The organism is Mesorhizobium carmichaelinearum, assembly GCF_900199455.1.
Taxonomy (GTDB): Bacteria; Pseudomonadota; Alphaproteobacteria; order Rhizobiales; family Rhizobiaceae; genus Mesorhizobium; species Mesorhizobium carmichaelinearum.
On record NZ_FZQR01000003.1, the window covers coordinates 296,507 to 322,926 of the forward strand.

Annotated in this window: 23 protein-coding genes, 1 tRNA gene and 1 pseudogene; 18 read left to right on the forward strand and 7 right to left on the reverse strand. The window is 63.1% G+C overall.

Going from position 1 to position 26,420, the window contains the following annotated elements:
• Nucleotides 1-53 precede the first annotated feature (53 nt).
• Together cpdR and CKW40_RS08030 are read left to right on the forward strand one after the other, a co-directional pair.
• The gene (cpdR, locus tag CKW40_RS08025; RefSeq protein ID WP_010911372.1) at nucleotides 54-416 is read left to right on the forward strand and encodes a cell cycle two-component system response regulator CpdR; all 363 of its coding nucleotides are present in this window, start codon (nucleotides 54-56) and stop codon (nucleotides 414-416) included.
• A gap of 105 nt (nucleotides 417-521) precedes the next feature.
• Nucleotides 522-596: transfer RNA gene (locus CKW40_RS08030), tRNA-Val, on the forward strand.
• Between the two features lie 787 nt (nucleotides 597-1,383).
• Here CKW40_RS08030 and CKW40_RS08040 read toward each other — a convergent pair.
• A complete protein-coding gene (locus tag CKW40_RS08040; RefSeq protein WP_095199407.1) occupies nucleotides 1,384-2,538 on the reverse strand; it encodes a dihydrodipicolinate synthase family protein in 1,155 nt (384 codons plus the stop codon).
• 239 nt (nucleotides 2,539-2,777) lie between these two features.
• On the opposite strand from CKW40_RS08040, the gene CKW40_RS08045 reads away from it, so the two are divergent.
• From CKW40_RS08045 to CKW40_RS08120, 14 genes are all read left to right on the forward strand, one after another.
• Entirely contained in the window at nucleotides 2,778-3,836 is a 1,059-nt protein-coding gene (locus CKW40_RS08045; RefSeq protein WP_095199408.1) for a LacI family DNA-binding transcriptional regulator, read from the forward strand.
• A complete protein-coding gene (locus CKW40_RS08050) occupies nucleotides 3,833-4,849 on the forward strand; it encodes a Gfo/Idh/MocA family protein (protein WP_095199409.1) in 1,017 nt (338 codons plus the stop codon). The genes CKW40_RS08045 and CKW40_RS08050 overlap by 4 nt, the downstream gene beginning before the upstream one ends.
• On the forward strand, nucleotides 4,846-6,447 hold the full coding sequence (locus CKW40_RS08055) for an acyl CoA:acetate/3-ketoacid CoA transferase (protein ID WP_095199410.1): 1,602 nt from the start codon (nucleotides 4,846-4,848) through the stop codon (nucleotides 6,445-6,447). Before CKW40_RS08050 ends, CKW40_RS08055 begins: the two co-directional genes overlap by 4 nt.
• Nucleotides 6,440-7,216, forward strand: a complete 777-nt coding sequence (locus tag CKW40_RS08060; RefSeq protein WP_095199726.1) for an enoyl-CoA hydratase/isomerase family protein — start codon at nucleotides 6,440-6,442, stop codon at nucleotides 7,214-7,216. Before CKW40_RS08055 ends, CKW40_RS08060 begins: the two co-directional genes overlap by 8 nt.
• A gap of 14 nt (nucleotides 7,217-7,230) precedes the next feature.
• Nucleotides 7,231-8,742, forward strand: a complete 1,512-nt coding sequence (locus CKW40_RS08065) for an aldehyde dehydrogenase family protein (protein ID WP_095199411.1) — start codon at nucleotides 7,231-7,233, stop codon at nucleotides 8,740-8,742.
• Between the two features lie 58 nt (nucleotides 8,743-8,800).
• Nucleotides 8,801-10,054 carry an ABC transporter substrate-binding protein gene (locus CKW40_RS08070; RefSeq protein ID WP_095199412.1) on the forward strand — a complete coding sequence of 418 codons (1,254 nt, stop codon included), beginning with the start codon at nucleotides 8,801-8,803 and terminating at the stop codon, nucleotides 10,052-10,054.
• A gap of 150 nt (nucleotides 10,055-10,204) precedes the next feature.
• On the forward strand, nucleotides 10,205-11,155 hold the full coding sequence (locus tag CKW40_RS08075; RefSeq protein ID WP_095199413.1) for a carbohydrate ABC transporter permease: 951 nt from the start codon (nucleotides 10,205-10,207) through the stop codon (nucleotides 11,153-11,155).
• A complete protein-coding gene (locus CKW40_RS08080) occupies nucleotides 11,152-12,096 on the forward strand; it encodes a carbohydrate ABC transporter permease (RefSeq protein ID WP_095199414.1) in 945 nt (314 codons plus the stop codon). The genes CKW40_RS08075 and CKW40_RS08080 overlap by 4 nt, the downstream gene beginning before the upstream one ends.
• A gap of 20 nt (nucleotides 12,097-12,116) precedes the next feature.
• A complete protein-coding gene (locus CKW40_RS08085; RefSeq protein WP_095199415.1) occupies nucleotides 12,117-13,232 on the forward strand; it encodes an ABC transporter ATP-binding protein in 1,116 nt (371 codons plus the stop codon).
• 88 nt (nucleotides 13,233-13,320) lie between these two features.
• Nucleotides 13,321-14,838 (forward strand): FAD-dependent oxidoreductase, encoded by a 1,518-nt coding sequence (locus CKW40_RS08095; protein ID WP_095199417.1) that lies wholly within the window; start codon nucleotides 13,321-13,323, stop codon nucleotides 14,836-14,838.
• Nucleotides 14,839-15,037: 199 nt separating this feature from the next.
• Nucleotides 15,038-15,799 (forward strand): 3-ketoacyl-ACP reductase, encoded by a 762-nt coding sequence (locus CKW40_RS08105; RefSeq protein WP_095199419.1) that lies wholly within the window; start codon nucleotides 15,038-15,040, stop codon nucleotides 15,797-15,799.
• A gap of 12 nt (nucleotides 15,800-15,811) precedes the next feature.
• Nucleotides 15,812-17,440 carry a GMC family oxidoreductase gene (locus CKW40_RS08110; protein ID WP_095199420.1) on the forward strand — a complete coding sequence of 543 codons (1,629 nt, stop codon included), beginning with the start codon at nucleotides 15,812-15,814 and terminating at the stop codon, nucleotides 17,438-17,440.
• A gap of 11 nt (nucleotides 17,441-17,451) precedes the next feature.
• Complete coding sequence (locus CKW40_RS08115) at nucleotides 17,452-17,769, forward strand: Dabb family protein (RefSeq protein WP_095199421.1); 318 nt, start codon at nucleotides 17,452-17,454, stop codon at nucleotides 17,767-17,769.
• Nucleotides 17,770-17,859: 90 nt separating this feature from the next.
• Nucleotides 17,860-19,083: an MFS transporter gene (locus CKW40_RS08120; protein WP_179297880.1), complete on the forward strand. Its 1,224-nt coding sequence runs from the start codon at nucleotides 17,860-17,862 to the stop codon at nucleotides 19,081-19,083.
• Here the strand turns inward: CKW40_RS08120 and CKW40_RS08125 are convergent.
• From CKW40_RS08125 to CKW40_RS08135, 3 genes are all read right to left on the reverse strand, one after another.
• Complete coding sequence (locus CKW40_RS08125) at nucleotides 19,080-19,925, reverse strand: EamA family transporter (protein ID WP_095199423.1); 846 nt, start codon at nucleotides 19,923-19,925, stop codon at nucleotides 19,080-19,082. The two genes, CKW40_RS08120 and CKW40_RS08125, sit on opposite strands and share 4 nt — an antisense overlap.
• Nucleotides 19,926-19,932: 7 nt before the next feature.
• A complete protein-coding gene (locus tag CKW40_RS08130) occupies nucleotides 19,933-20,841 on the reverse strand; it encodes an endonuclease/exonuclease/phosphatase family protein (protein WP_095199424.1) in 909 nt (302 codons plus the stop codon).
• 215 nt (nucleotides 20,842-21,056) lie between these two features.
• The gene (locus tag CKW40_RS08135) at nucleotides 21,057-22,610 is read right to left on the reverse strand and encodes a cation:proton antiporter (RefSeq protein WP_095199425.1); all 1,554 of its coding nucleotides are present in this window, start codon (nucleotides 22,608-22,610) and stop codon (nucleotides 21,057-21,059) included.
• A gap of 125 nt (nucleotides 22,611-22,735) precedes the next feature.
• Between CKW40_RS08135 and CKW40_RS08140 the strand changes: the two genes are divergently transcribed.
• On the forward strand, nucleotides 22,736-23,362 hold the full coding sequence (locus CKW40_RS08140; protein WP_095199426.1) for a glutathione S-transferase family protein: 627 nt from the start codon (nucleotides 22,736-22,738) through the stop codon (nucleotides 23,360-23,362).
• Between the two features lie 43 nt (nucleotides 23,363-23,405).
• Nucleotides 23,406-23,514: pseudogene (locus tag CKW40_RS45950) on the forward strand (ClpX C4-type zinc finger protein); the annotation flags it as partial.
• A 104-nt stretch (nucleotides 23,515-23,618) separates the two neighbouring features.
• On the opposite strand, the gene CKW40_RS08150 reads toward CKW40_RS45950, so the two are convergent.
• Genes CKW40_RS08150 through CKW40_RS08160 form a run of 3 tightly spaced genes read right to left on the reverse strand, consistent with a single transcriptional unit; the run spans nucleotide 23,619 to nucleotide 26,403 of the window.
• Nucleotides 23,619-24,683, reverse strand: coding sequence for an ABC transporter ATP-binding protein (locus tag CKW40_RS08150; protein ID WP_095199428.1), 1,065 nt, complete (start codon nucleotides 24,681-24,683; stop codon nucleotides 23,619-23,621).
• A 14-nt stretch (nucleotides 24,684-24,697) separates the two neighbouring features.
• On the reverse strand, nucleotides 24,698-25,489 hold the full coding sequence (locus tag CKW40_RS08155; protein ID WP_095199429.1) for an ABC transporter permease: 792 nt from the start codon (nucleotides 25,487-25,489) through the stop codon (nucleotides 24,698-24,700).
• Nucleotides 25,486-26,403: an ABC transporter permease gene (locus CKW40_RS08160; RefSeq protein ID WP_095199430.1), complete on the reverse strand. Its 918-nt coding sequence runs from the start codon at nucleotides 26,401-26,403 to the stop codon at nucleotides 25,486-25,488. Before CKW40_RS08160 ends, CKW40_RS08155 begins: the two co-directional genes overlap by 4 nt.
• Between the last annotated feature and the right edge of the window lie 17 nt (nucleotides 26,404-26,420).

Sequence of the window (26,420 nt, forward strand, 5' to 3'; positions counted from 1 at the left end):
GTTAACGGGCCTGCCCGACGGCAGTCTCGAGCGGGTGATTCGGACGGGATATCATGGCACGCATTCTTCTGGCGGAAGACGACGACGATATGCGTCGGTTCCTCGTCAAGGCGCTGGAACGCGCCGGCTACCAGGTCAGCGATTTCGACAATGGCGCCAGCGCCTATGAGCGGCTGCGCGAGGAACCGTTCTCGCTGCTGTTGACCGACATCGTCATGCCGGAGATGGACGGCATCGAACTGGCGCGGCGCGCCACGGAGATCGATCCCGACCTCAAGGTCATGTTCATCACCGGTTTCGCCGCCGTCGCGCTGAACCCGGATTCCAAGGCGCCGAAAGACGCCAAGGTGCTGTCGAAGCCCTTCCACCTGCGCGATCTCGTCAACGAGGTCGAGAAGATGCTGCACGCGGCCTGAGCCGCCTTCCGCTAAGGCATCGCCGCTGCGGCGAGACGACGCCTTCTTTCCTTTTTCTCGCTATTGACGCGCCGGACCAAAAATGGTGTATGCGCGGCTTCGGATGGGCGTGTAGCTCAGCGGGAGAGCACTGCATTGACATTGCAGGGGTCACAGGTTCAATCCCTGTCACGCCCACCATCCAGACAAAGATATAGGCGATAGATCTGCTTTTTTGCCGATCGCGTTGGCCGCTCCACGATAATGGTCGGATCGAGTCACCGTTGTCGGTCGCCGTTTCCCACGCCGTCCTGAACAAGCGTGAGCGCCTGGAATCCTTGCCAACTCAGATAGTCGTTGTTCTTGGCAGACGTCCAATCGGTCGGCCTTCATCTATTCGGCCGATGCGCCGGATCGAAGAGGACTCCACATTGAAACCGATCCTCTCGGATCGTTGGACATCCCAAAACGCTGTCCAGAAAGCCCGCTTGACTCCCGGTCGGCGGGGCTTTTCATGCATTCAGCTCGCTAAACGAGTTGCCGGCGCTAACCACGCGGTCTGGCTCTCGGCCCTGGCGAGCTTTCCGCCGGGTTTGCCGCCAATTTGGCGAATCGCCGATCTCTTAGCCGCAGGAGCTTCCCTTTTGCCAGGAGCTCATCGCGGTCGCCATCATCCGCGGTCGTTCGGCCATACGTCGCAGCAATCAGATAGTCGGCTTTGTTCGTTCGATAATCTTCTTTTTGTACAGACATCGTTTCCTCCCGGTCTGCGGCCTTTCCCTCCTCTTTGGCCTGACGGGAGGAATTAACTGCCGGTATCTCGCGCGAGTCTACCAATTGGGGATTGTATTAAAATGATACACGCCAGGCCACGGCGAGCCGCGGACGTGGCTCTGGTGCCCGAGATTGTAGATCTCGCAGGACTGCGTCTCTGCACCTCCGCAAATCCCCGAGGCAGAGGGATACTTCCCACCCAATTTCGTCAGGCTCAAACGCCCGCGACGGCGCACAGGCTCTTCATTCGCGATATGGCAAGGTCGGGATCGGCCAGCAGGCCTGCCTGGTCGGCAAGGCGAAAGATTTCGGCATAATGGCGGATGCCGCGCGCCGACTGCATGCCGCCGACCATCGCGAAATGGTCCTGGTGGCCGTTCAGCCAGGCCATGAAGACGATGCCGGCCTTGTAATATTCGGTTGGCGCCTCGAAGATCTTTCGCGACAGCGGCACGGTCGGCGCCATCAGCGCGTCATAGCCAGCCTGATCGCCGGCGGCCAGTTTCGCCAGAGCGGCGTTGGCGACTGGCGCGATGGCGTCGAAAATGCCGAGCAGCGCATGTGAATGTTTCTTCCCATCGCCGGCGATCAATTCGGGATAGTTGAAATCGTCGCCGGTGAACATCACGACACCATCCGGCAGCCGGTTGCGCAGCGCGACCTCCTTGCCGGCATCGAGCAGCGATATCTTGATGCCTTCGACCTTGCTTGCATGGCGCTCGATGATGGCGACCACCGTATCGAGCGCGGTCTCGAAATCGCCGCTGCCCCAATAGCCCTTCAAGGCCGGGTCGAACATATCGCCCAGCCAGTGCAGGATGACCTTGCCGGAGGCCTGGCTTAAGATGCGGTCATAGACGGCGGCGTAGTCGTCCGGCTCCTTCGCGACAGCCGCCAAAGCGCGGCTGGCCATTATGATCGCCTTGCCGCCCTGGCCTTCAATGAAAGCGAACTGCTCCTCATAGGCGGCGATCACATCGTGCAGTGTCCTGGCCGACGCCGGCGCCAGATGGTCGGTCCCGGCGCCCGAAGCAAGATCGGCGCCCGGAACCGTTCGCGCCTCAGCGATCGAACGGCGGATCAATTCCTTCGCATTGGCCCAGTCGAAACCCATGCCGCGCTGCGACGTGTCCATCGCCTCAGCAATGCGGAAGCCGAGCCGCCACAAATGGTGGCGGAACGCCATCGTCCTGTCCCAGTCGACCACCGGACGCGACCATGGATCGGTCATTTCGAGGGGATCGGCAACGACATGCGCGGCGGCATAGGCGATGCGCGAAAACCGCGCGCCGGTCACCGGCTGCACCGGTTGTCCGACAAGCGTGTAACGGGTGCTGCGGCCACCCTCACCAGGCAAGGCAATGTCCATGGATCTCTCCCTTCGCAGCGCCTATAAATGGAACGTTCCAATAAATCAAGAACCTTTAGATCGGGAACGCATTGGCGGGCAAATGCTGCGTTGCAATACCGAAAGCCTTGTACGATAAGCCATTTGAGTACGCACAATCGGTTTTTCAGGCCGAGAAAAAATCGTGGTTGACTCACGATTGAACCAATGATTAGAACGTTCCAATAGATTTGATGAGAAACCGGGAGGAGATATCTGGGATGGCCAGCCGGGCCAAGGCGACGATATTCGACATTGCCCGCGAGGCGGGCGTGTCCAAATCGACGGTGTCGCTCGTGCTCCAGGGCAGCGGGCTGATTCGGCCTGAGACCGCGGTCAAGGTGCGCAAGGCGATCGAGGATGTCGGCTATGTCTACAACCGCGGCGCCGCCAATCTGCGCAAGGCCCATTCCAACGTCATCGGCATGGTCATCAACGATCTCACCAATCCGTTCTTCGCCGAACTGGCGGTCGGCATGGAGCGTGTCTTCCAGTCGGCCGGCATCGTGCCTTTCATCGGCAACACGGCGGAGAATCCGGTGCGCCAGGAAGAGGTACTGAAGTCGCTGATGGAGCAGGGCGTCGCCGGGCTCATCGTGTCGCCGGCGCGCGGCACCACGCCAGGCGCTTTCCGGCGGCTGGAGATGGCGGGCGTGCCGGTGGTCTTCGCCATGCGCCGCTTGCCGGAAAGCCGCATCCCGGTGATTGCGCCCGACAATCATCGCGGCGCGTATCTCGCCACCGCACATCTGATCGGCAAGGGACATCGCCGGCTGGTCTTCTTCGGCGGCTCGTCCGATCTGGTGGTCTATCACGAGCGCCTTGGCGGATTTCGCGAGGCCTGCGAGACGCAAGGCATCGCCGCGCGCGACGCGCTTGTCGTCGAGGGGGAGACCAGCCGCAGAGGTGGTATCGCGTGTCTCGAAACGGCTCTGGCGATGGCTGAACCGCCGACCGCGGCCCTCTGCTTCAACGACGCCGTCGCCTTTGGCGCCATGTTGGCGTTGCGCAAGCGTGGGCTTGAGCCTGGTGCGGATTTCGCCATCGTCGGTTTCGACGACGTCGCCGAGGCCGAGCACTATATGCCGGCTTTGACCAGCGTCGCTGTGGACTCCGCGGGACTCGGCGAACGCGCCGCCCATGTCATGCTGAAAATGATCCAGTCGCGCACCACCCGCGCCGAAGATCATATCGGCGCGGTCAATCTCGTGGTCAGGGAAAGCTGCGGTCCGGATCGCCGCACGCGAAACAGACCTACGGGAACGGGAGGCGCCGCGTGAGTGTCAAATGGGGGCTGATCGGCGCCAGCACGATCGCCAGGCAATTCATGATCAATGCCATTCGTGCGCAGGCCGATGGCAAGATCGCGGCGGTGATGAGCTCCAGCCCGGAGCGGGCCCAGGCATATGCCGTGGAAAACAACATTCCGCTTGCGGTCTCGACGCTTGACGAGCTCCTTGGTGAGGATATCGACGCGGTCTACATCTCGACCACCAATGAACTGCATCTCGAACAGGCGCTTGCCGCCATCAAGGCGGGAAAACATGTGTTGTGCGAGAAGCCCCTGGCGCTGACCAGCGCCGATGCGCGTAGGATGGTCAGTTCGGCCAAGGCCGCTGGCATCGTGCTCGGCACCAACCATCATCTGCGCAATGCCGGCGCACATCGCGCCATGCGCGAGGCGATCGCAGCGGGGCGCATCGGCAAGCCGATCGCCGCGCGCGTCTTCCATTCCGTCTATCTGCCGGAGAACCTGCAGGGCTGGCGCATCACCAAGCCGGAAGCCGGCGGCGGCGTGGTGCTCGACATCACCGTGCACGATGCCGACACGCTGCGCTTCGTGCTTGGCGACGATCCGGTCGAGGTCACGGCCTTTACGCAAGCCGCCGGCATGGCCGGCGGCGGGCTGGAAGACGGCGCCATGTGCATCTGGCGCTTCAAGTCGGGCCTCATCGCCCAGTCGCATGAGGGCTTCACCACCAAATTCGCCGGCACCGGCTTCGAGGTGCATGGTTCGGAAGGCTCGCTGATCGCCAGCAATGTGATGACCCAGAAGCCGGACGGCTCGGTGCTGTTGCGCACGGACAAGGGTGAGGAGCCATTGAGCTTCGACCACGAGGATCTCTACGTCAGGTCCGTCCGGCGGTTCCATGCCGCTATCCACGGTGTCGGCCAGCCTGCCGCCACCGGCGAGGACGGTATCTGGTCACTCACCTCAGCTGAGGCGGCATTGCAATCGGCCAGCTCCGGCAAGGCCATCAAGATCGACCCGAAACTCGGGAGCATGAATTGAGCAAGGTCGTTTCCGCAGCACAGGCAGCCAGCCTGATCAGGGATGGCATGACCGTCTCCGTGTCGTCATCGAGCGGCCTTGGCTGCCCGGACGCCGTGCTGGCCGCTATCGGCGAACGCTTCGATACCGAAGGTCATCCGAAGAACATCACCACGCTGCACCCGATCGCCGCCGGCGACATGTACGGCATCAAGGGCATCGATCATCTGGCCAAGCCCGGCCTGTTGAAGCGCACGCTGTGCGGCTCCTATCCGTCCGGCCCCTCCTCCGCCGAGCCGCCGCAGATCTGGAAGATGATCGGCGACAATTCGGTCGCCGCCTACAACGTGCCATCCGGCATCCTGTTCGACATGCACCGCGAGGCCGCCGCCAAGCGGCCGGGGGTACTGACCAAGGTCGGTCTCGACACGTTTGCCGACCCGCGTCACCAGGGCTGCGCCATGAATGCTGCCGCCAGCGAGCCGATCGTGTCGGTGCAGCAGTTCGATGGCGAGGAATGGCTCTATTTCCGCTCGATCGTCCCGCAGGTCTCGATCATCCGCGCCACCACGGCGGACGAGCGCGGCAACCTCACCTATGAGCACGAGGGCGCCTATCTCGGCGGCCTCGAACAGGCGCTCGCCGCCCGCAACAATGGCGGCATCGTCATCGCGCAGGTCAAGCGCGTCGTCGAGAACGGCACGCTGAAGCCGCATGATGTGCGCGTGCCCGGCGTGCTGGTCGACCATATCGTCGTCGCGCCGGACCAGTTGCAGACAACGCTGACGCCTTACGATCCGGCGATTTCGGGTGAGATCTTCCGGCCGCTGTCGACCTTCCGCAATGCCGAGATGAACGTGCAGAAGGTGATCGCGCGCCGCGTCGCCATGGAATTGCGCGACGGCATGGCCGTCAACATCGGCTTCGGCATCTCCGCCAATGTGCCGCGCATCCTTCTGGAAGAAGGCCAGCACGGCAAGGTCACCTGGGTGATCGAACAGGGTGCGGTCGGCGGCGTGCCGCTACTGGACTTCAAGTTCGGCTGCGCCTCCAACGCCGAGGCGATCATGCCCTCGCCGCATCAGTTCATCTATTTCCAGGCCGGCGGCTTCGACGCCTCGCTACTCTCCTTCCTGCAGATCGACCGCCACGGCTCGGTCAACGTGTCGAAATTGTCGGCGCGTCCGCATGTCACCGCCGGCGCCGGCGGCTTTGTCGACATCACCGCGCGGGCGAAGAAGATCGTCTTCTCCGGCTTCTTCAACGCCGGCGCCAAACTTTCACTGGCCGATGGCGGCATCCGCATCGACGCTGAAGGCAAGGTCAAGAAGGTGGTCAACGAGGTCGAGCACATCTCCTTCTCCGGCAAGCGTGCCGTCGCTCAAGGTCAGGACATCACCTATGTCACCGAGCGTTGCGTGATGAAGCTGACGCCGGACGGCTTGATGGTGACGGAACTGGCACCCGGCATCGACCTCGAGCGCGATGTCCTGGCCCAGGCCGAGATGCCTCTCGGTGTCGCCAACGATCTCAAGGTGACGCCGGCAGCGCTCTACCAGGACCGGCCGATCGGCCTGTCGCTCAATGGCGGCGCCTCGCTCGGAGGCGCGCATGGCTGAGCGCCTCGTTACATTTGAGCAGGATGGCGCCATCGGCATCGTCACCTTGCGCCGGCCGGAAAAGTTCAACGCGCTGGATATCCCGATGCTGCGCGCGCTGGAAGCCGCGCTCGACGAGGCGGAGATGGCCGAAGGCGTCCGCGTCGTGCTGCTTCGCGGCGAAGGCAAGGGCTTTTGCGCCGGCGGCGATGTCGAGGCGTGGGCGCAGATGAGCGCCGCCGATTTCCAGGTGCAATGGGTGCGCTACGGCCACCGTGTCTTCGACCGGCTGGCGCGGCTGCGACAACCGACCATCGCCGTGCTGTCCGGCCATGCGCTGGGTGGCGGGCTGGAACTGGCGGCCGCCTGCGATTTCCGGGTTGCCGAGGCGCATGTGAAACTGGGCTTCCCGGAAACCTCGATCGGCGTCGTGCCCGGCTGGTCCGGCACGCAACGCGCGGTGCGCCGCTTCGGCGCGCAGACGGTGCGGCGCATGGCGCTGGGCGGTGAAGTTTTCCTGGCGGCAGAGGCGCTTCGTTTGGGCATCGTCGACAGAGTTGTCGAAACCGGTAGCGGGTTAGCCGAAGCCAGAAGCTGGGCCGAAAAGATCGCCGAGCGCGGCCCGCTGGCGACGGAAGCGGCCAAGCTGATGATCGCGGTCGCCGAAGGCGAGGAAAGTGCCGCCGCGACCGAAGCGCTGGCCAGCGGCTTCATCGCGCTCAGCGGTGATCTCAAGGCTGGTGTGACTGCTTTCAAGACCAAGCAGAAGCCGGCATTTTCAAGAAGCTAGAGAAGACAATCCTGATGAACGCCCCCCTCAACATCGCCATGCCCGCCGAGGCGTCAGCCGCGCCAAGAACCTATCGGCTGTTGATCGACGGCAAGCATGTCGATGCCCGCGACGGCCGTACGTTAGAGCGCAAGAGCCCCGGCCATGGTTTCACCGTTTCGCGCTATGCGCAGGCCGGCGAGGCCGAGGTGGAAGCCGCCATGCAGGCCGCGCACAAAGCGTTCGAGGCCGGCCCGTGGCCGCGCATGAAAGCCTCCGAACGCGCCGCCATCCTGCTCAAGGCGGCCGACCTGATCGAGGCGCGGCTGGAAGACATCGCCCGGCTCGACGCGCTGGAATCCGGCAAGCCGATCGCTCAGGCGCGCGGCGAGATCGGCGGCGCCGTCGACATCTGGCGCTATGCCGCATCGCTCGCCCGCACGTTGCATGGCGAGAGCTATGCCAATCTCGGCGACGCCATGCTGGGCGTGGTCGTGCGCGAGCCAATCGGCGTCGTCTCGATCATCACGCCGTGGAATTTCCCGTTCCTGATCGTCAGCCAGAAACTGCCTTTCGCGCTCGCCGCCGGCTGCACGGCCGTGGTCAAGCCGAGCGAAATGACCTCGGCCTCGACCTTCGTGCTCGGCGACATCCTGCTTGAGGCCGGCCTGCCCGCAGGCGTCGTCAACATCCTCGCTGGTCTTGGCGCCGATGTCGGCGCCCCGATGGTCAGCCATCCGCTGGTCGAGATGGTCTCGTTCACCGGCTCCACCCGCGTCGGCAAGATGACCATGGCGTCGGCCGCGCAGTCACTGAAGAAAGTCTCGATGGAACTTGGCGGCAAGAATGGCCAGATCGTTTTCCCCGATGCCGACCTCGAAGCGGCGGCCGACGCGGCGGTTTTCGGTGGCTTCTTCAACGCCGGCGAATGCTGCAATGCCGGCAGCCGGCTGATCGTGCATGAAGCGATCGCCGACGATTTTCTTGCCGCTGTGAAGGCACTTACGTCGAAAGTGACAGTGGGAGATCCACTGGATGATCGAACCAAGGTCGGCGCGATGATCTCGTCCGAGCATCTGGCCAAGGTAACAGATTACGTTGCGGTGGCTGCGAACGAAGGCGGCAACATCTACAGCGGCGGCAAGCAGCTGGCCTCCAATGCCGGCCAGTATCTCGATCCGACCATCTTACGCGACGTCACCGAGAACATGGCGATTGCGCGCGAGGAAGTGTTCGGCCCGGTTCTCTCCGTGCTGACTTTTGAAACGATTGAAAAGGCGTTGCACATCGCCAACAACACGCCCTATGGTCTGTCTGCGGGCGTGTGGAGCGCCAGCATCGACACTTGCATGTCGGTGGCGCGTGGGGTGCGTTCGGGGACGGTTTGGGTGAACACATTCATGGAAGGTTATCCCGAGCTGCCTTTCGGAGGCTACAAGCAGTCCGGTCTCGGACGCGAACTCGGCAAACGCGCCGTCGAGGATTATACCGAGGAAAAGACAATCCAGTTTCATCGCGGCCAGCGCACCGGATGGTGGGTCGGCTGAGTTTGGAAGAACCCGGTGGGCTGCCACCGGTCGTGTAATGCAACAAGGGAGGAAGTACATGTTGCGCAAATTGCTTATCGGAACGGCTCTTGCGACGAGCTTTGCGTTCTCGGCGCATGCCGCGGACGTCAAGGAAGTGCAGATGTTGCATTGGTGGACGTCGGGCGGCGAAGCGGCTGCTCTCAACGTGCTGAAGGGCGATCTGGCCAAGGAAGGCTATGCCTGGAAGGACGTGCCGGTGGCCGGCGGTGGCGGCGACGCTGCCATGACCGCGCTGAAGGCAATGGTCGCGGCCGGCAACTATCCGACCGCCTCGCAGATGCTCGGCTACACCGTGCTCGACTATGCGGCGGCCGGCGTCATGGGCGACCTGACCGAGACGGCGAAGAAGGAAGGCTGGGACAAGTCGGTTCCGGCCGCCTTGCAGAAGTTCTCCGTCTATGAAGGCAAGTGGGTCGCGGCTCCGGTCAACGTCCACTCGGTCAACTGGCTGTGGATCAACAAGGCCGTCATGGACAAGATCGGCGGCACCGAGCCGAAGACCTTCGACGACTTCATTGCCCTGCTCGACAAGGCCAAGGCGGCAGGCGTGATCCCGCTCGCTCTCGGCGGCCAGAACTGGCAGGAAGCCACCATGTTCGACTCGGTCGTGCTGTCGACCGGCGGACCTGAGTTCTACAAGAAGGCCTTCAACGACCTCGACGACGCCTCGCTCAAATCCGACACGATGAAGAAGTCGTTCGACAATTTGGCCAAGCTCGTCACCTATGTCGACCCGAACTTCTCGGGCCGCGACTGGAACCTTGCCACCGCCATGGTCATCAAGGGCGATGCTCTGGTGCAGGTCATGGGCGACTGGGCCAAGGGCGAGTTCCACGCCGCCAAGAAGACCCCCGGCACCGACTTCCTGTGCTATCGCTTCCCGGGCACCGACGGCTCCGTCATCTACAACTCCGACATGTTCGGCATGTTCAACGTTCCGGACGACCGCAAGGCCGCCCAGGTCGCACTGGCCACCGCCACACTGTCGAAGAGCTTCCAGTCGGCCTTCAACGTCGTCAAGGGTTCGGTTCCGGCCCGTACCGACGTTCCGGACACCGACTTCGACGCTTGCGGCAAGAAGGGCATCGCCGACCTGAAGAAGGCCAACGACGGCGGCACGCTGTTCGGCTCGCTGGCCCAGGGCTATGGCGCGCCTCCGGCGGTTGCCAATGCCTACAAGGACGTCGTCTCGAAGTTCGTCCATGGTCAGATCAAGACCTCGGACGAAGCCGTGACCGAACTGGTCAAGGCCATCGACGACGCCAAGTAAGCTAGCCAGAAAAACACCTTCCCCGCTTCGGCGGGGAAGGTTTCATCTCAGGATTGGCCGGCTCGACACCATGCCGACCAAAGACCCGTATGCATGGGTCGCCTTGCCGCCTGACGGCAGAGCACGGACGACCCGAAGCGGGAGGAGCTCATGAGCACGGTAGCAACAAGCCAGATCAAGCTGACGCCGGAGCGGTCGCGCCCCTCCGTGCGCTCGCGCCTGCAGGACGCCTTGCCGAAGATCGTGCTGGCGCCGAGCTTCGCCATCACCATCGTCTTCGTCTACGGCTTCATCCTGTGGACGATCTATCTGTCCTTCACCAACTCCAAGACCTTCCCGTCCTATGTCATCACCGGCTCGCGCGCCTATCAGCGGCTGTGGGGCTGGACCTTCGACACCGACCCGCCATCGAGCTGGTACACGTCGATCACCAATATGGGCATTTTCGGCTTTCTCTACATCCTGATCTGCCTGGCGCTCGGCCTGTTCCTCGCCATCCTGCTCGACCAGAAGATCCGCGGCGAAGGCGTGCTGCGCCCCATCTACCTCTACCCGATGGCGTTGTCCTTCATCGTCACCGGCGTCGCCTGGAAGTGGTTCCTCGACCCCGGCCTCGGCCTCGAACAGACCTTGCATCAATGGGGCTGGACGAGTTTCCATTTCGACTGGATCAAGAACAAGGATTTCGTCATCTACACCGTGGTCATCGCCGGCGTCTGGCAGGCCTCCGGCTTCATCATGGCGATGTTCCTGGCCGGCCTGCGCGGCATCGACGGCGAGATCATGAAGGCGGCGCAGATCGACGGTGCCACCACCTTCCAGCTCTATCGCCGCATCGTCATTCCGCTGCTGCGGCCGATCTTCCTGTCGGCCTTCATCGTGCTCGCGCACCTCGCCATCAAGTCGTACGATCTGGTGGTCGCACTAACCTCCGGCGGCCCCGGCGGCTCGGCCTGGCTGCCGTCCAACTTCATGTATGAGTACACCTTCAAGCGCAACGAGATGGCCGTCGGCTCGGCGAGTGCGGTGATCATGCTGATGACCATCGTCGCCATCATCGTGCCCTATCTCTATTCGGAACTGCGGGAGAAGCCGCGATGAGCGCTGTCGCCACCCCTGCCCGCCAGGCCTCTAGCGGCATGAGCACCAAGACCCTCAACCGTATTGTCATCTACGGGCTTTTGGCCCTGTTTGCGCTGTTCTACCTGATGCCGCTGTTCGTCATGCTGGTCACCTCGTTCAAGACCATGGACGAGATCCAGAACGGCAACATGCTGGCGCTGCCCAAGGCGCCGACCTTCGACCCGTGGCTAAAGGCCTGGGGCGAGACCTGCGTCGGCCTCACCTGCGCCGGCATCAAGGGCTATTTCTGGAACTCCATCAAGATGGTGGTTCCCGCCGTGCTGATCTCGACCATGCTCGGCGCGCTCAACGGCTACGTGCTGACCAAATGGCGCTTTCGCGGTGCGACACTGGTGTTCGGCCTGATGCTGTTCGCCTGCTTCATCCCGTTCCAGTCGGTGCTGCTGCCGATGGCGACGATCCTCGGCAGCGTCGGCCGTTTCGGCGTGACGCTGCAGAACTCGGTCGGAACAAGCTTCGGTCTCGGCAATTCGACGGTCAATCTCGTCTTCGTCCACGTCGTCTACGGCATCGGCTTCACCACGCTGTTCTTCCGCAACTATTACGAGGCCTTCCCGACTGAGTTGATCAAGGCCGCCCAGGTCGACGGCGCCTCCTTCTTCCAGATCTTCCGCCGCATCATGCTGCCGAACTCGATGCCGATCTTCGTCGTCACCGTCATCTACCAGTTCACCAACATCTGGAACGACTTCCTGTTCGCGTCCGCCTATGCCGGCACCGGCGACGCCATGCCGATGACGGTGGCGCTGAACAACGTCGTCAACACCTCGACCGGCGTCGTCGAATACAACGTCAATATGGCGGCCGCGATGATCGCGGCTCTCCCCACCCTGATCGTCTATGTCGTCGCCGGCCGCTATTTCGTGCGCGGGCTGATGGCAGGCGCGGTCAAAGGCTGACCAATTCAGAAGGAACGACCATGGCTTTTCTGGAAATTGACGGGCTGAAGAAGCGCTTCGGGAATGTTGAGATCCTGAAAGGCATCGATGTCGAGCTCGAAAAGGGCGGCTTCCTGGTGCTGGTCGGCCCGTCCGGCTGCGGCAAGTCCACGCTGCTCAACACCATTGCCGGGCTGGAGCAGATCACCGAGGGCGAGATCCGCGTCGAGGGCCGCGCCATCAACGATCTGCATCCGTCCAAGCGCGACATCGCCATGGTGTTCCAGAGCTACGCGCTCTACCCGAATATGACCGTGGCCGGAAACATCTCCTTCGGCATGGAAATGCGCGGCGTACCCGCCGACGAGCGCCAGAAGGCGATCGACAAGGTGGCGAAGGTCCTGCAGATCGGCCACTTGCTGCAGCGCAAGCCGAGCCAGCTCTCCGGCGGCCAGCGCCAGCGCGTCGCCATGGGCCGTGCACTGGTGCGCGACCCCAAGCTGTTCCTGTTCGACGAGCCTTTGTCCAACCTCGACGCCAAGCTGCGCGTCGACATGCGCATCGAGATCAAGCGCCTGCATGCCACGACAGGCACAACCATCGTCTACGTCACCCACGACCAGATCGAGGCAATGACGCTGGCGACCAAGATCGCCGTCATGCGCGACGGCGAGGTGCAGCAGTTCGGCACCCCGGCCGAGATCTACAACAACCCCACCAATTTGTTCGTCGCCGATTTCATGGGTTCCCCGGCCATGAACCTGATCCCGGCGACCATCGCCACATCGGGCAATGCGCTGTCCGTCGTGCTGCAGCGCGAGGCGCGCGAGCCGATCACGCTGCCGATGGCCAACGCGCCGACGGGTCTCTCGGCATTCCAGGGCAAGCCGATCATCTTCGGCGTGCGGCCGGAAGCGCTGACCGATCCGGAGGGTGCCGAACGCAACGCCTCCAACATTGCCACCGCCGACCTGCACATCGAAGTCGTCGAGCCGGCGGGTTCCGACACCTTCGCGGTGACCAATCTCGGCGGCAAGCCCGTTGTGGCGCGGCTGCGCGCCGACGCCAACATCCAGCCTGGCACCAGCACGCCGCTCGCCTTCAACCTGACCAAGGCGGTGTTCTTCGATCCGGCGACCGAGAACCGCATCCGCTAATGTATGTCGCCCAAAAGTGGATCCGGTTTTGGGGCAACGACATGCATCAAAACAAAAACCTAAAGCGCGTCAGGACGCGATTTAGGCTATGACAAATCCGGACATCGTCATCATCGGCTCCGGCATCGGCGGCGCCACGATCGCCTCCGGTCTGGCCGGCAGCGGCGCCTCGATCCTGATGCTGGAGCGTGGCGAGCCCTTGCCGGCAACCCCGCATGCGCGCGACACGAGGTCGATCTTCGTCGACGGCCACTACCGGCCAAAGGAGATGTGGCGCGAGGCCGGCGGGGCGGCCTTCAACCCCGGCAATTACTACTATGTCGGCGGCAACTCGAAATTCTACGGCGCGGTGCTGATCCGCTACCGCAAGGAAGATTTTTCGGCCATGGAGCACTTTGGCGGCGTCTCGCCGGCCTGGCCGTTTTCCTATGACGAGTTCGAACCCTGGTATTCCAAGGCCGAGCAGCTGTTTCGCGTGCGCGGCACACTGGGCGAGGATCCGACCGAGCCGTTTCATTCGATCCCCTATGCCTACAAACCGGTGCCCGACGAGGCGCCGATCGCCCGCGCCCGCGCAGAGCTCAAGGGCCTCGGCCTGCATCCGGCCTCACTGCCGCTCGGCGTCGACATCGATACCTGGCTCAGGGAAGGCAGAACCGGCTGGGACGCTTTCCCCAACACCGGCCAGGGCAAGATGGACGCCCAGACGGCGCCACTGGCGGCGGCGCTCAAGGACAGCAACATACGGCTCGAGACCGGCTGCTACGTCGAGTATCTCGAGGCGGCACCCGACGGCAAAAGCATCGTCGCGATCCACTATCGCCAGAATGGCGAGCTGAAGAAAGTGTCGCCGAAGCTGGTCATCCTCTCCGCCGGCGCAGTCAATTCCGCCGTCATCCTGCTGCGCTCGCCTTCATCCGCCAATGGAAAGGGGGGCGGCAAGGGTCTCGCCAACCGCTCCGACCAGGTTGGCCGCAATTTCATGAACCACAATTCGAGCGCCATGCTGGCCATCGATCCACGCCGCAGGAACGATGCCGTCTACCAGAAGACGCTGATGCTGAACGACTATTATTTGTCCGACGGCAAGGGCGGCAAGCCGCTCGGCAATGTCCAGTTGCTCGGCAAGATCGACGGCAACATGCTCAAGGCCAATGTGAAGACGATGCCGAAATTCGCGCTGGATTACATGGCCGGCCACGCCGTCGACTGGTATTTGATGTGCGAGGACCTGCCCGATCCCGAAAGCTGCATCATGGTCGACGGCAAGGACATCGTCATGCAGTGGCGGCGTTCCAACATGCAGTCGCTCGACGGGCTGACCAAGGTGATGCGCGAGAACTTCCGCGCCTGCGGTTATCCCATCGTGCTGTCGCGCCCCTTCGACAAGCGCACCCCCTCGCACCAATGCGGCACGGTCAAAATGGGCGACGATCCGGCAATCTCCCCGCTCGACCCCTTCTGCCGGTCGTTCGACCACCAGAACCTGTTCGTCGTCGACGGCAGTTTTTTGCCCAACTCGGCTGCCGTGAATCCCGCGCTGTCGATCGCGGCTCAGGCGCTGCGGGTGGCGGACCATATCCGCAAGGTGGAGCTCGCCGCATGATAGGTCAGCGCCGCCCCTCATCCGCCTGCCGGCACCTTCTCCCCGTGAACGGGGAGAAGAAAGCTGGCCGCAACCTCGGCGCTTCCTTGGCAATTGGCGAAAGCGGCGATGACAGCATCCTTCTCCCCGTCACTATACGGGGAGAAGTGCCCGGCAGGGCGATGAGGGGCGGTGCTGACATCCTCAAGGCTAGCGTCCAATGACCCGCCCCGCTGCCATCGTCACCGGCGGCGCGCGCGGCATTGGGCTGGCCTGTGCGGAAGCGCTGGCCGATGCCGGCTTCGACATCCTCATCGCCGACCTTGCTGAACGTGCTGCCGACGGGCTCGCCGAAAACATCACCCCGCGCGGCGCAAAATTCGCCTACGTCAGATGCGATATCGCCGACCTCGATGGTCACGCCGCGCTGGTCGACGCCGCAACGAATGCCTTCGGCCGCATCGACTGCCTGGTCAACAATGCTGGCGTCGGCGCCGTGGTGCGCGGCGATCTGCTGGAGCTCAAGCCCGAAAATTTCGACCGTACGCTTGATATCAACCTGCGCGGCACGGTCTTCCTCAGCCAGGCCGTCGCCAAGGCGATGCTGGCCGCACCGGGCGACCACGCAAAATCGATCATCACCGTCACCTCGGTCAGCGCCGAGATGGCCTCGCCCGAGCGCTCCGAATATTGCATCTCGAAGGCCGGGCTTTCCATGTGGGTGAAGAACCTGGCACTGCGCCTCGCCCCTGAAAACATCGGCGTGTTCGAGCTGCGGCCAGGCATCATCCGCACCGATATGACGGCAGGCGTGACCGCTAAATACGATGCCTTGATCCACAGCGGGCTGGTGCCGGCCAAACGCTGGGGCGAGGCCTCCGACATCGGCGCGATGGTGGCGACACTTGCCGCCGGCAAGCTCGGCTTTTCGACCGGCTCGATCATCAACGTCGACGGCGCGCTCTCCGTGCCGCGACTGTAAGTGGATGAGACAATGACCGACTACATCATCGTGGGCGCCGGCCCGGCCGGCTGTGTTCTGGCCAACCGGCTGAGCGAGGACCCCTCGAATTCCGTGCTGCTGCTGGAAGCCGGCGGCAAGGACTGGCATCCCTACATCCACATGCCGGCGGGCTTCGCCAAGATGACCAAGGGCATCGCGTCCTGGGGCTGGTCGACCGTGCCGCAGAAAAACATGAAGGACCGCGTCTTCTGGTACACCCAGGCCAAGGTCGTCGGCGGCGGCTCCTCCATCAACGCCCAGATCTACACGCGCGGCAACGCCCGCGACTATGACGCGTGGGAGAAGGAAGAGGGGCTGAGCGGCTGGAGCTACCGCGACGTGCTGCCCTATTTCAAACGCGCCGAGAACAACCAGCGCTACGCCAACGATTTCCACGGCGACCAGGGACCGCTCGGCGTTTCGAACCCGATCTCGCCGCTGCCGATCTGCGAGGCCTATTTCCGCGCCGGCCAGGAGATGGGCATTCCCTTCAATCCGGATTTCAACGGAGCGAGCCAGGAAGGCGTCGGCTACTACCAGCTGACCCAGAAGGACGCCCGGCGCTCGTCTGCTTCGGTCGCCTATCTCAAGCCGATCCGCGCGCGCAAGAACCTGACCGTCCGGACCGATGTCCTGGTGACCCGCATCATCGTCGAAAAGGGCCGCGCCATCGGCGTCGAAATCGTTGACCGGCCCGGCGGCGAAAAGAAAATCCTGCGTGCCGATCGCGAGGTGATCGTCTCGTCCGGCGCCATCGGTTCACCAAAACTGCTGATGCAGTCGGGCATCGGTCCGGCCGACCACCTGAAATCGGTGGGCGTGACACCCGTGCATGACCTGCCTGGCGTCGGCTCGAACATGCAGGACCATCTCGATCTGTTCGTCATCGCCGAATGCACCGGCGATCACACTTACGACAACTACGCCAAGCTGCACCGAACGGCCTGGGCCGGCCTGCAATATCTCTTGCTGAAGAAGGGCCCCGTGGCCTCCAGCCTGTTCGAGACCGGCGGCTTCTGGTACGCCGACCCGACAGCCGCCTCGCCCGACATCCAGTTCCATCTCGGCCTGGGCTCCGGCATCGAAGCCGGTGTCGAGAAGCTGAACAACCCAGGCGTCACCTTGAACTCGGCCTTCCTGCGCCCGCGCTCGCGCGGCACGGTGCGGCTGAAGAGCGCCGACCCGGCCGACCATCCATTGATCGACCCGAACTACTGGTCCGATCCCTATGACCGCGCCATGTCGATCAAAGGGCTGCGGCTGGCACGCGAGATCATGCGGCAGAAGGCGCTTGCTCCTTACGTGCTGCGCGAAGTGCTGCCTGGTCCATCGCTGGCGACCGACGAAGAACTGTTCGACTACGCCTGCCGCACCGCAAAGACCGACCACCATCCCGTCGGCACCTGCCGCATGGGCCATGACGAGATGGCCGTGGTGACACCGGACCTGCGGCTGCGCGGCATCGAAGGTCTGCGCGTCTGCGACGCCTCGGTGATGCCGCGCGTGCCTTCCTCCAACACCAATGCCCCGACCATCATGGTCGGCGAAAAGGGCGCCGACCTGATCCTCGGTCGCGAACCGCTGCCGCCGGCTGTGTTTTCCGGCAACCGGGCTGCTTGAAGGGAAAGAAAATGATCAGGCACTGTGTCTTCGTCAGGTTTCGCGACGATGTTCCCGAGGACGAGCGCGCGGCGATCCATGCCGACCTCGAAGCGCTACGCCAGGTGATCGACGGCATGGACACCGTCCAGTTCAGCGCCAACGTCAGCCCCGAACCTTTCGCACGTGGCTTCAGCCATGGCTTCACCATCGATTTCCGCGATGTCGCCGCGCGCGACGCCTATCTCGTGCATGAAGCGCACCAGCGCGCCGGCGCAAGACTGGTCGCAGCACTCGAAGGCGGCACCGATGGATTGATGGTCTTCGACCTCGACCTTACGAAAAAGTGACCGGCGGTTCTTCGAAAGCCGGCTGATCGCTGTTCTCTTTTGCAAGCAGGGCGACATATCGTTCCTTTGGGGGAGCCAAAGGAGGACGCCTTGAATCTCACCGCCGAGCAGAAGAAAACCGTTCTGGCCTCATTCCTGGGCTGGACGCTCGACGCTTTTGATTTCTTCCTTCTGACGTTCCTGCTCACCGATATTGCGAGTGAATTCCACACCGATGTCCCGGCAGTCTCAAAGGCACTGTTCCTGACCTTGGCGACGCGCTTCATCGGCGCGTTCTTCTTTGGCATGCTCGCCGACAAATACGGGCGCAAGCCCATCCTCATGCTCAACATCGTCAGCTATTCGGTGATCGGCGCGCTCGCCGCCTTCTCGCCCAATCTCGGCATCTTCCTAGCGCTACGTGCTTTGTTCGGCATCGCCATGGGCGGCGAATGGGGGCTCGGCAGTTCGCTCGCCATGGAATCCATCCCGCCCAGCGCCCGCGGCATGGTCTCGGGCATTCTGCAATGCGGCTATCCGGCCGGTTACCTCTTGGCGGCGGTGGTCTACGGTCTGCTCTATCAACAGACGATCGGCGGCTACACGGTCGGCTGGCGCGCCATGTTCCTGCTCTCCTTCGTGCCGGCGCTGATCGTGCTCTTCATCCGCTCGCACGTGCCGGAATCGCCGGCCTTCGTCGAGGCGCAGAAATCCGTCAAGCCGGGGCTCCTGGAAACGCTGCAGAAGCACTGGGGCGTGGCGCTCTATGCCGTCGTGCTGATGATGTTCTTCAATTTCTTCAGCCATGGCACGCAGGACCTCTACCCGACCTTCCTGAAGAAGCAGCACGGCTTTGATCCGCACACGGTGAGTTGGATCACCATCGTCGCCAATCTCGGCGCCATTGTCGGCGGCCTGACATTCGGCGCGCTGTCCGAGAAGATCGGCCGCGTCAACGCCATCACTCTGGCCTGCCTGATCGCCCTGCCGTCGATTCCGCTGTGGGCGTACAGCACGACGCCGTTCATGCTCGCCATCGGCGCCTTCGTCATGCAGATCGCGGTCCAGGGCGCCTGGGGCGTCATCCCCGTGCATCTCAACGAACTGTCACCCGGCGCGGTGCGCGCGACCTTGCCCGGCTTCATCTATCAGGCCGGCAATCTCGCGGCGTCCTATGGCGGTCCGTATCAGGCGGGAATCGCGGAAAGCGCCGGAGGCAGTTACGGCTACGCGCTGGCGCTTTTCGCTGGCGTGGTCGCCGTCTGCATCATCGTCGTCATCCGCTTCAGTCCGGAACGGCGCGGCCAAGTGATGACGGTTCTGGAGCGCAGCTAACCAAGCCTCAGCGCGATAACCCCGGCGACGATGCTGAGCGCGGCGGCGCCGCGCCAGCCCGTCATCTTCTCGCCGAGCGCGTAGACCGAGATCAGCATGGCGAACAGGATCGAGGTCTCGCGCAGCGATGCCACCGAGGCGATCGGCGCCTTGGTCATCGCCCACATCACGATCCAGTAGGCCGCGCCGCTGAGCACGCCGGTGAACAGTCCGGTCTTCCAGTCGCGCGCCAGGATAGGAAGCGCCTTGGGCCCGCGGAAGATGAGGCACAGCACCAGCGCGCCAAAGGCATCGCAGATGAACAGCCAGGCGGCATAGCTTTGCGCGGTTGCCGCCAGCCGCGCGCCGCTGCCGTCGGACAGCGTATAACTGGCGATGAACACCGATGTGCCGAAGGCAAAGCCGACGGCGCGCAGATTGAGCTTCTCCAGATGTGCGCCGCCACGAAACGACATCACCAGCGTGCCGGCCGACAACAGCAGGATGCCGACTATGGCGAGCGGCGCCGGCACTTCGGCGACGACGAACATGCCGCCAATCGCGGCCAGCAAAGGTGCCGTGCCGCGCGCCAGCGGATAGGTCTGGGCAAAATCGCCAGCCTGGTAGGCGCCGATCAGGAAGGTGCGGTAGCCCATGTGGAAAATGACGGAGGCGATGATGTAGGGCCACACTTCCGCCTTCGGGAACTCGACGAAGGGCAGCACCACGAGTGCGGCCGCCCCCATGCCGAGCGTCATCAGCGTGATCGACAGGAAGCGGTCGAGATGGACCTTGACCAGCGCGTTCCAGATCGCGTGCATGGCGGCGGCGGCAAGCACCGCGAAGAAGACGAAAAGCGTCATTTCGGCCTTACCGACCTCCCAAGCCGAGCGGCGTTTCGAGATCGATATCGATCCGGACCGGGAAGTGGTCGGACGCCACCTCGCCTATGTCGGCGTTGATCGAGCGGACCCGCCCAGCGAACATGCCGCCGACGAAACAGTGGTCGAGCCGGCGCTTTGCCAGCCTGCCGTCGATGATCTTCTCATGGGTATGGAAGTCATTCGCCGGTTCGATAGCAACGGCGGCGGCATCGACGAAGCCGTCGATATAGGCCGCACCGCGATGATAGGGCGTGCTGCCGACGATGCGGCGATATTCGGCGCTGCCCGGCTCCATGTTGAAATCGCCCATCCAGATCGCCGCCAGCGGATTTTCCGGCGCGGCTTCGCCGCTGGTCCAGTTGCGCGCAGGCTCGTCATCAGTGCCGCTCCACGGCCCGCCTTCGGAGGGCGCGCGGCGATGTTCGGCAAGCAGGTAGTTGATCTGCTCCAGCCGCTCCTCCGCGGCGATATGGGCAAGATGCAGCGAAAACACCCGCACCGGGCCGGCCGGCGTGCGGATCATGCATTCCAAAGCCGCGTTGCGGGTGTTGAGCGGCCGCAAGGTGCGGCGCATCGGCAGCGCATGCAGCCGTGACCAGACGATTGGCAGCTTCGACAGCACCATCGTGCCGAACTGCCGGCGCTGGTTGACCAGGCGGCCGTCCTGCCGCTCGCTGGCATCCATGTCGAAGGCCGGGCCGTAGACCCAGTGATAGTCAGGCAGCAGGCGCGACAGCAGTTCCGGCTGATCGTCGAAATTGCTGCGTTGCCAGTGCCGCTCGACCTCTTGCAGGGCAATGATGTCGGCGCCGTCAACGACCCGGGCCGCGCGCGAAAGATCGTAGCGGCCGTCACCGCCAAACCCGTACTGGATGTTGTAGCTGACCAGCTTCATTGCTTATCCGGCTCACTTTCGGTGATGGCAGTAGCGGCTCAGGGGATTGCTTGCAATGTGCAGGAGAATGCAAGCGGCTTGTGCCAGAAGCCCTCCTCCGACCCTGCTGCGCGATCATGCACCGATTCCGGACCGCTCCGGTATCCTCCGCACGCCGGAAAACGCCGCGAGGCGCCTCAGGGACGCCGGCGGCTCAGGTCTGACGATGAGCCGTCCTAATAGGTCGTCAGCGGCTGGAACCGGCCAGCCGGAGACGCCGCCAGTTCCGCCCAGTCGATCTCTTCCTCGAGCCGGTGATAGGCTTCATCGCCGATCGTGCCGTTGCGGCGCAGTTCCTCGAGGGTGTCGCGCTGGCGGTTGATCGCGTAGAGGCGCAGCCGGTCGTATTCGGTCGCGGCTTGAGCGTCCTCCGGGTTTTCCGCAACGACGCGCTGAGCCTCGTACTGCTCGCGCACGACAGCCGCCGCGGCTGACGTCTTGCGGCTCAACACGTCGAGTGCGGCCTGCATGATGGCGACACGTGCCTGCGCCACCTCATTGTCGACCGTCCTATCCGGATCGAAGTTGAGTACCCGCAGCAGAGGCTTCAGCGTCATCCCCTGCAGCACCAGCGTGCCCAGAACCACGGCGAAGGCGGCAAGCACGATCGGATCGCGACCGGGAAAGCCGGCGGGCAGCGCGATGGCCACCACCAGCGTCACCAGCCCGCGCATACCGCACCAGCCGACGAGCACGGCGCCGCCAAATGTCGGCACATCCCGCTTCCTGTCTTCGCCACCGAAGCGGGCAAACCATCGTATGATTGCAACGTAACTCGCCACCCAGACGAGGCGTGCCACAATGACCACGACCAGCACCGTCGCGGCGAAGAGAAAGGCTTGGCCTTGCCCTTCGCCCGAAAGCCGGCCGACGATCGATCGCGCCTGCAGGCCCATCAGCACGAAAGCCAGCACGTTGAGCACGAACACCGCCGACTCCCACACCGAATAGGTGCTGACGCGCCGCCTTGCCGACATGCGGCGTGGCGCCCTGCGCGCAAGGGTGATGGCGTAGACGACGATGGTGATGATGGCGGAAAGACCGAGCTTGTCGGCCAGGATCCACACACCGAATGTCCCGGCGAACTGCACCACCGTGCTGCTCGCCGCATCCTCGATCCGAGTGAGCGTCAGCAGCGAGAAGCGGCCAAGCAGATAGCCGGCGATCAGGCTGCCTATGGTTGACAGCAGGATCGTCGGAATGGCGTTGCTCAGCATGATCGAACCGAGTGCTGCCGAAACCGCCAGGCGGTAGATCAAGAGTGCTGTGGCATCGTTGAGCAGGCTCTCGCCCTGCAGGATGGCGGTGATGCGGTGCGGCACCTTGAATTGGCTGAGCACGGCTGATGCCGCGACTGCATCCGGTGGCGCGACGATGGCGCCGAGCGCGATCGCCGCGGCGATGGGCAGGCCGGCCATCTTCCAGCCGACGAAGGCAACGACGACAGTGGTGAAGACGACGGCGCCAAGCGCCAGCAGCAACAGCGACAGCCGGTAGCGCTTCAGGTCACGCAGCGACGTGTCATAGGCGGCATCGAGAAGCACCGGCGCGATGAACAGCGCAAGCGCCAGTTCCGGATCGATCTCGATGATTGGCGCGCCAGGCACGAAAGCAATGGCGACCCCGGCCAAGGCCAGCAGGGACGGATAGGGAATCTCCAGCCGCCGCGACAGCGCCGTCAGCGCAACGGCCGTCAAAAGCAGGATAAGGGTGAGTTCGAAAAGAGCCATGGGCGGTTACTTCAATGAGACGGGAGTGCCGGTGCAAATATTCGTGCAGGATGCGGTGGATTGGCCAACAAACTCAAGCCCTCTGGCCGTACGCCTCAAGCAGCCTCCTGCCCTACAACACCGGTATGATCCTCATCGGCCAATATGACTCGCCTTTCGTGCGCCGTGTCGGCATCGCGCTGACCCTGTATGGCATACCTTTCGAGCACCGTCCGTGGTCGGCCTTCGGCGATGCCGACAAGATCCGGCCCTACAACCCGCTGACGCGGGTGCCGACACTGGTGCTGGACAATGGCGAGGTGCTGATCGAAAGCCATTTGATGCTCGACTATCTGGACGGTTTGGTCCCGGCCGAAAAGAGGATGTTTCCGACAGAGGAGCCGCTACGCCATCAAGCGCTGAAAATCTCGGCCTTGGCCACAGGGCTCGGCGACAAGGCGGTCAGCCTGTTCTACGAGAAGCGACTGCACGAGAAGGTCTCTGACGTATGGGCCAGCCGCTGCCGCACGCAGATCGCGGCGGTGCTTGCCGTGCTGGAGGCCGACCGTGCCAAACGGTCGACACCTTACTGGTTCGGCGACCGTATCGGTCATGCCGACATCGCGGTTGCCGCCGTGCTGCGTTTCATCGGCGAGGCGCATCCGGGGCTTGTGTCGCTGGCTGCCTTTCCGGCTCTGGAAGCCCACGCCGCGCGGATGGAAGCCCTGCCGGTCTTCCAAGAGATTTCACAGGCCTTTATCGCACCGGCTTGAATGCTCTAACACTCAGCCTGCAGAAGGCTTGAAGGACTGCGCTATGGCACCGGAACCGCACTGCTCGTTTTGTGGAAAGTCCCAAGCAGAGGTGCTGCAGATAATTGCAGGCCCAGATGCTTTCATTTGCAATGAATGTGTCCAGATGTGCGTCGAGATCGTCGCACCCCAAAATCCCGACTGGCTGGAGCAGCATCGTCAATTCCTGACGACGCTACCCTCGAAATCTCGATATTGAACGCGCCGCCAGGCGAGATCAGTGCAAGACCAGCATGTCGTCGGACGAGAATGAAATCTCGGCCTTTTCGCCGACAGCCGGTGGCGGCGTTGCCGGGCTGTTGAACGTGTCGAGCGACACCGTGTTGCCGCCAATGCCGACGCGAACGCGGATCACCGAGCCGAGGAAATGCACTTCGGAGATCTCGCCGGACAGGCTGGAATCGCGACCGGGCTGACGGCCGAGCGAAATCGCCTCGGGACGCAGCGCCAGCGTCAGCGTATCGCCCGACTTGGATCCGTTGAGCTTGCCCTTCAGCGAGACCTGTTCGGAATTGACCCGCACCGTGCCCGCCGCTGCGTCGGTGACGGTGCCTTCCAGCACATTCAGTGTGCCAACGAAATTGGCGACGAACTTCGTCGCCGGGCGGTTGTAGATCTCGAACGGCGTACCAACCTGCTCCGCCTTGCCGCCATACATGACGGCGATGCGATCGGAGATCGACAGCGCCTCTTCCTGATCGTGGGTAACGAAGATGGTGGTGATGTCGAGCTTCTTCTGGATCGAACGGATTTCCTCACGCAACGACACGCGCACCTTGGCGTCGAGCGCCGACAGCGGCTCGTCGAGCAGAAGCAGCTTTGGCTTCGGCGCGATGGCGCGCGCCAGCGCGATGCGCTGCTGCTGGCCGCCCGAGAGCTGGTAGGGGTAGCGCTCAGCCATCTGCGGCAGCTTGATGATCTCGAGCATCTCGGCGACGCGCCGGTCGGCGTCCGGCTTGTTCATGCCGCCAACCTTCAGCCCGAAGGCGATGTTCTGCGCCACGGTCAGGTTCGGGAACAGCGCATAGGCCTGGAACACCATGCCGACATTGCGTTGGTTGGGCTTCAGCCGGGTAATGTCCTTGCCGGCGACGACGATCTTGCCGGCCGACGGCTCCTCGAACCCGGCGACCATGCGCAGCACCGTGGTCTTGCCGCAGCCCGATGGCCCGAGGAATGAGACGAACTCGCCCGGCTCGACATCGAGGCTGAAGTCCTGGACCACGGTGTTGGTGCCGTAGGACTTTCGCACATGCTGGATGGACAGGAATGGCTCGACCATGGCTTTTCTCTCGATCAATTCGGGCGGTTCGCCGATTTCGGCGCGAAGCGGGACAGTATCTGGATCAGCGACATGCAGCCCCAGGTGATGGCGAAGGCGATGATGGCAAGCGCCGCCGGCTCATAGGCGCGGTTGGCGCCGATGTTCTGCAGGTAGGGCCCAAAGGCCGGCCGGTTGAGCAGGCTTGCCATGGTGAACTCGCCGATAACGATCGCGAAGGTCAGAAACGCGCCCGACAACACCGCGATCAGCACATTGGGCAGGATAACCTTTGTGATGATCGTCGACCAGCCGGCACCAAGTATCTGCGCCGCTTCGGTCAACGTGCGCACGTCGATGGTGCGAAGTCCGGTATCGACCGCGCGGTACATATAGGGCAGCGACAGCGTCGCATAGCCGATCACCAGCAAGGAACTGGCGCCCAGATCGCTGGCAAGGAACGGCAGTGGCGAATTTGAGCCATACATTCTGATGTAGCCGAAGACGATGACGATGGCCGGGATGACCAGCGGCAGCAAGGTGATGAACTCGACAATCGGCCGCAGCTGCGGCAACCGCAGCCGGATCCAGTAGGCCGCCGGCACCACGACCAGCACACCCAGGATGATGGTGAAGATCGCGGCAATCACCGAATACATGAACGTTGCCTGGAACCGTGGGTCGCCCAACACGATCTGATAGGCGTCGAAGGAATGGACGCCGCGCCGCAGGCGCAGCGAAAACTCGAACGTCGCGAGCAGAGGAATGAAGAAATATGCCGCGCTAAGCGCGAAAACGACCCAAGCCCAGAATTTTCCCGACTTCATTTGAGCCACCTCTCAGAACGCGTCCGGAACCAGATGTAGAAGACATTGGCCAAGCCCGTGATGACGATCATGCCGAAGGCGATGGCGTAGCCGAGTTGCGGGTTGTGCAGCACGTCGCCATTGATCTGAGAATACAGCTTGATGGGCACGATGTTGAGCGCCGGGCCGGCAAACGCATAAGCCGTGGCAATGGCGCCGAAGGAATTGGCGAACAGCAGGATGACCGTGCCGAGAAAGCTTGGCCACAACACCGGTATGACCACCATGCGCCAGTACTGCGCCTGGGTGGCACCGAGTGTGGCGGCCGCCTCGCCCCATTCCTTCTTCAAACCGTCGATTGCCGGCACGATGATGACCACCATCAGCGGAATCTGGAAGAACAGGTAAACCACGATCAGCCCGGCCGTGGTCAGGAAATTGAACCCCATCGCGTAGATGTTGAGGTTGAACACATCGCGCAGGAGCGCCGTCACAATACCGACGCGACCGAGCGTTGCTATGAACGCGAAGGCGAGCGGCAAGCCGGCGAAGTTAGAGGCCACACCGGAGAATGTCAGGGTCGCCGACCGTATCCAGTTGGGCAGGCCGCCGCGCACGATAGCGATAGCCAGCGCGAGTCCGGCAAATGCACCGATGATGGCCGACCAGAAACTGATCTTGATCGAAACCCAGTAGGCATTGCTGATGGACGGGTCGCTCACCAGTTGCAGGAGGTTATCCAGCGTCAGGTGGCCGTCCCCGTCTTGAAAGGCGCCAACGACAAGATAAAGCGTCGGCAGGATCAGGAACATGATGGTGAAAATGAAGAACGGCGCCACACCGATCCATTGCGTCGGGAACCGGAAAGCGGTCGCCGCATTCGGCGGCGCGGGCTTGGTGGCAATCGTTCGATTTGAAAGCGAGAGATCGGTCATGCGCCGGCTACCGTCTT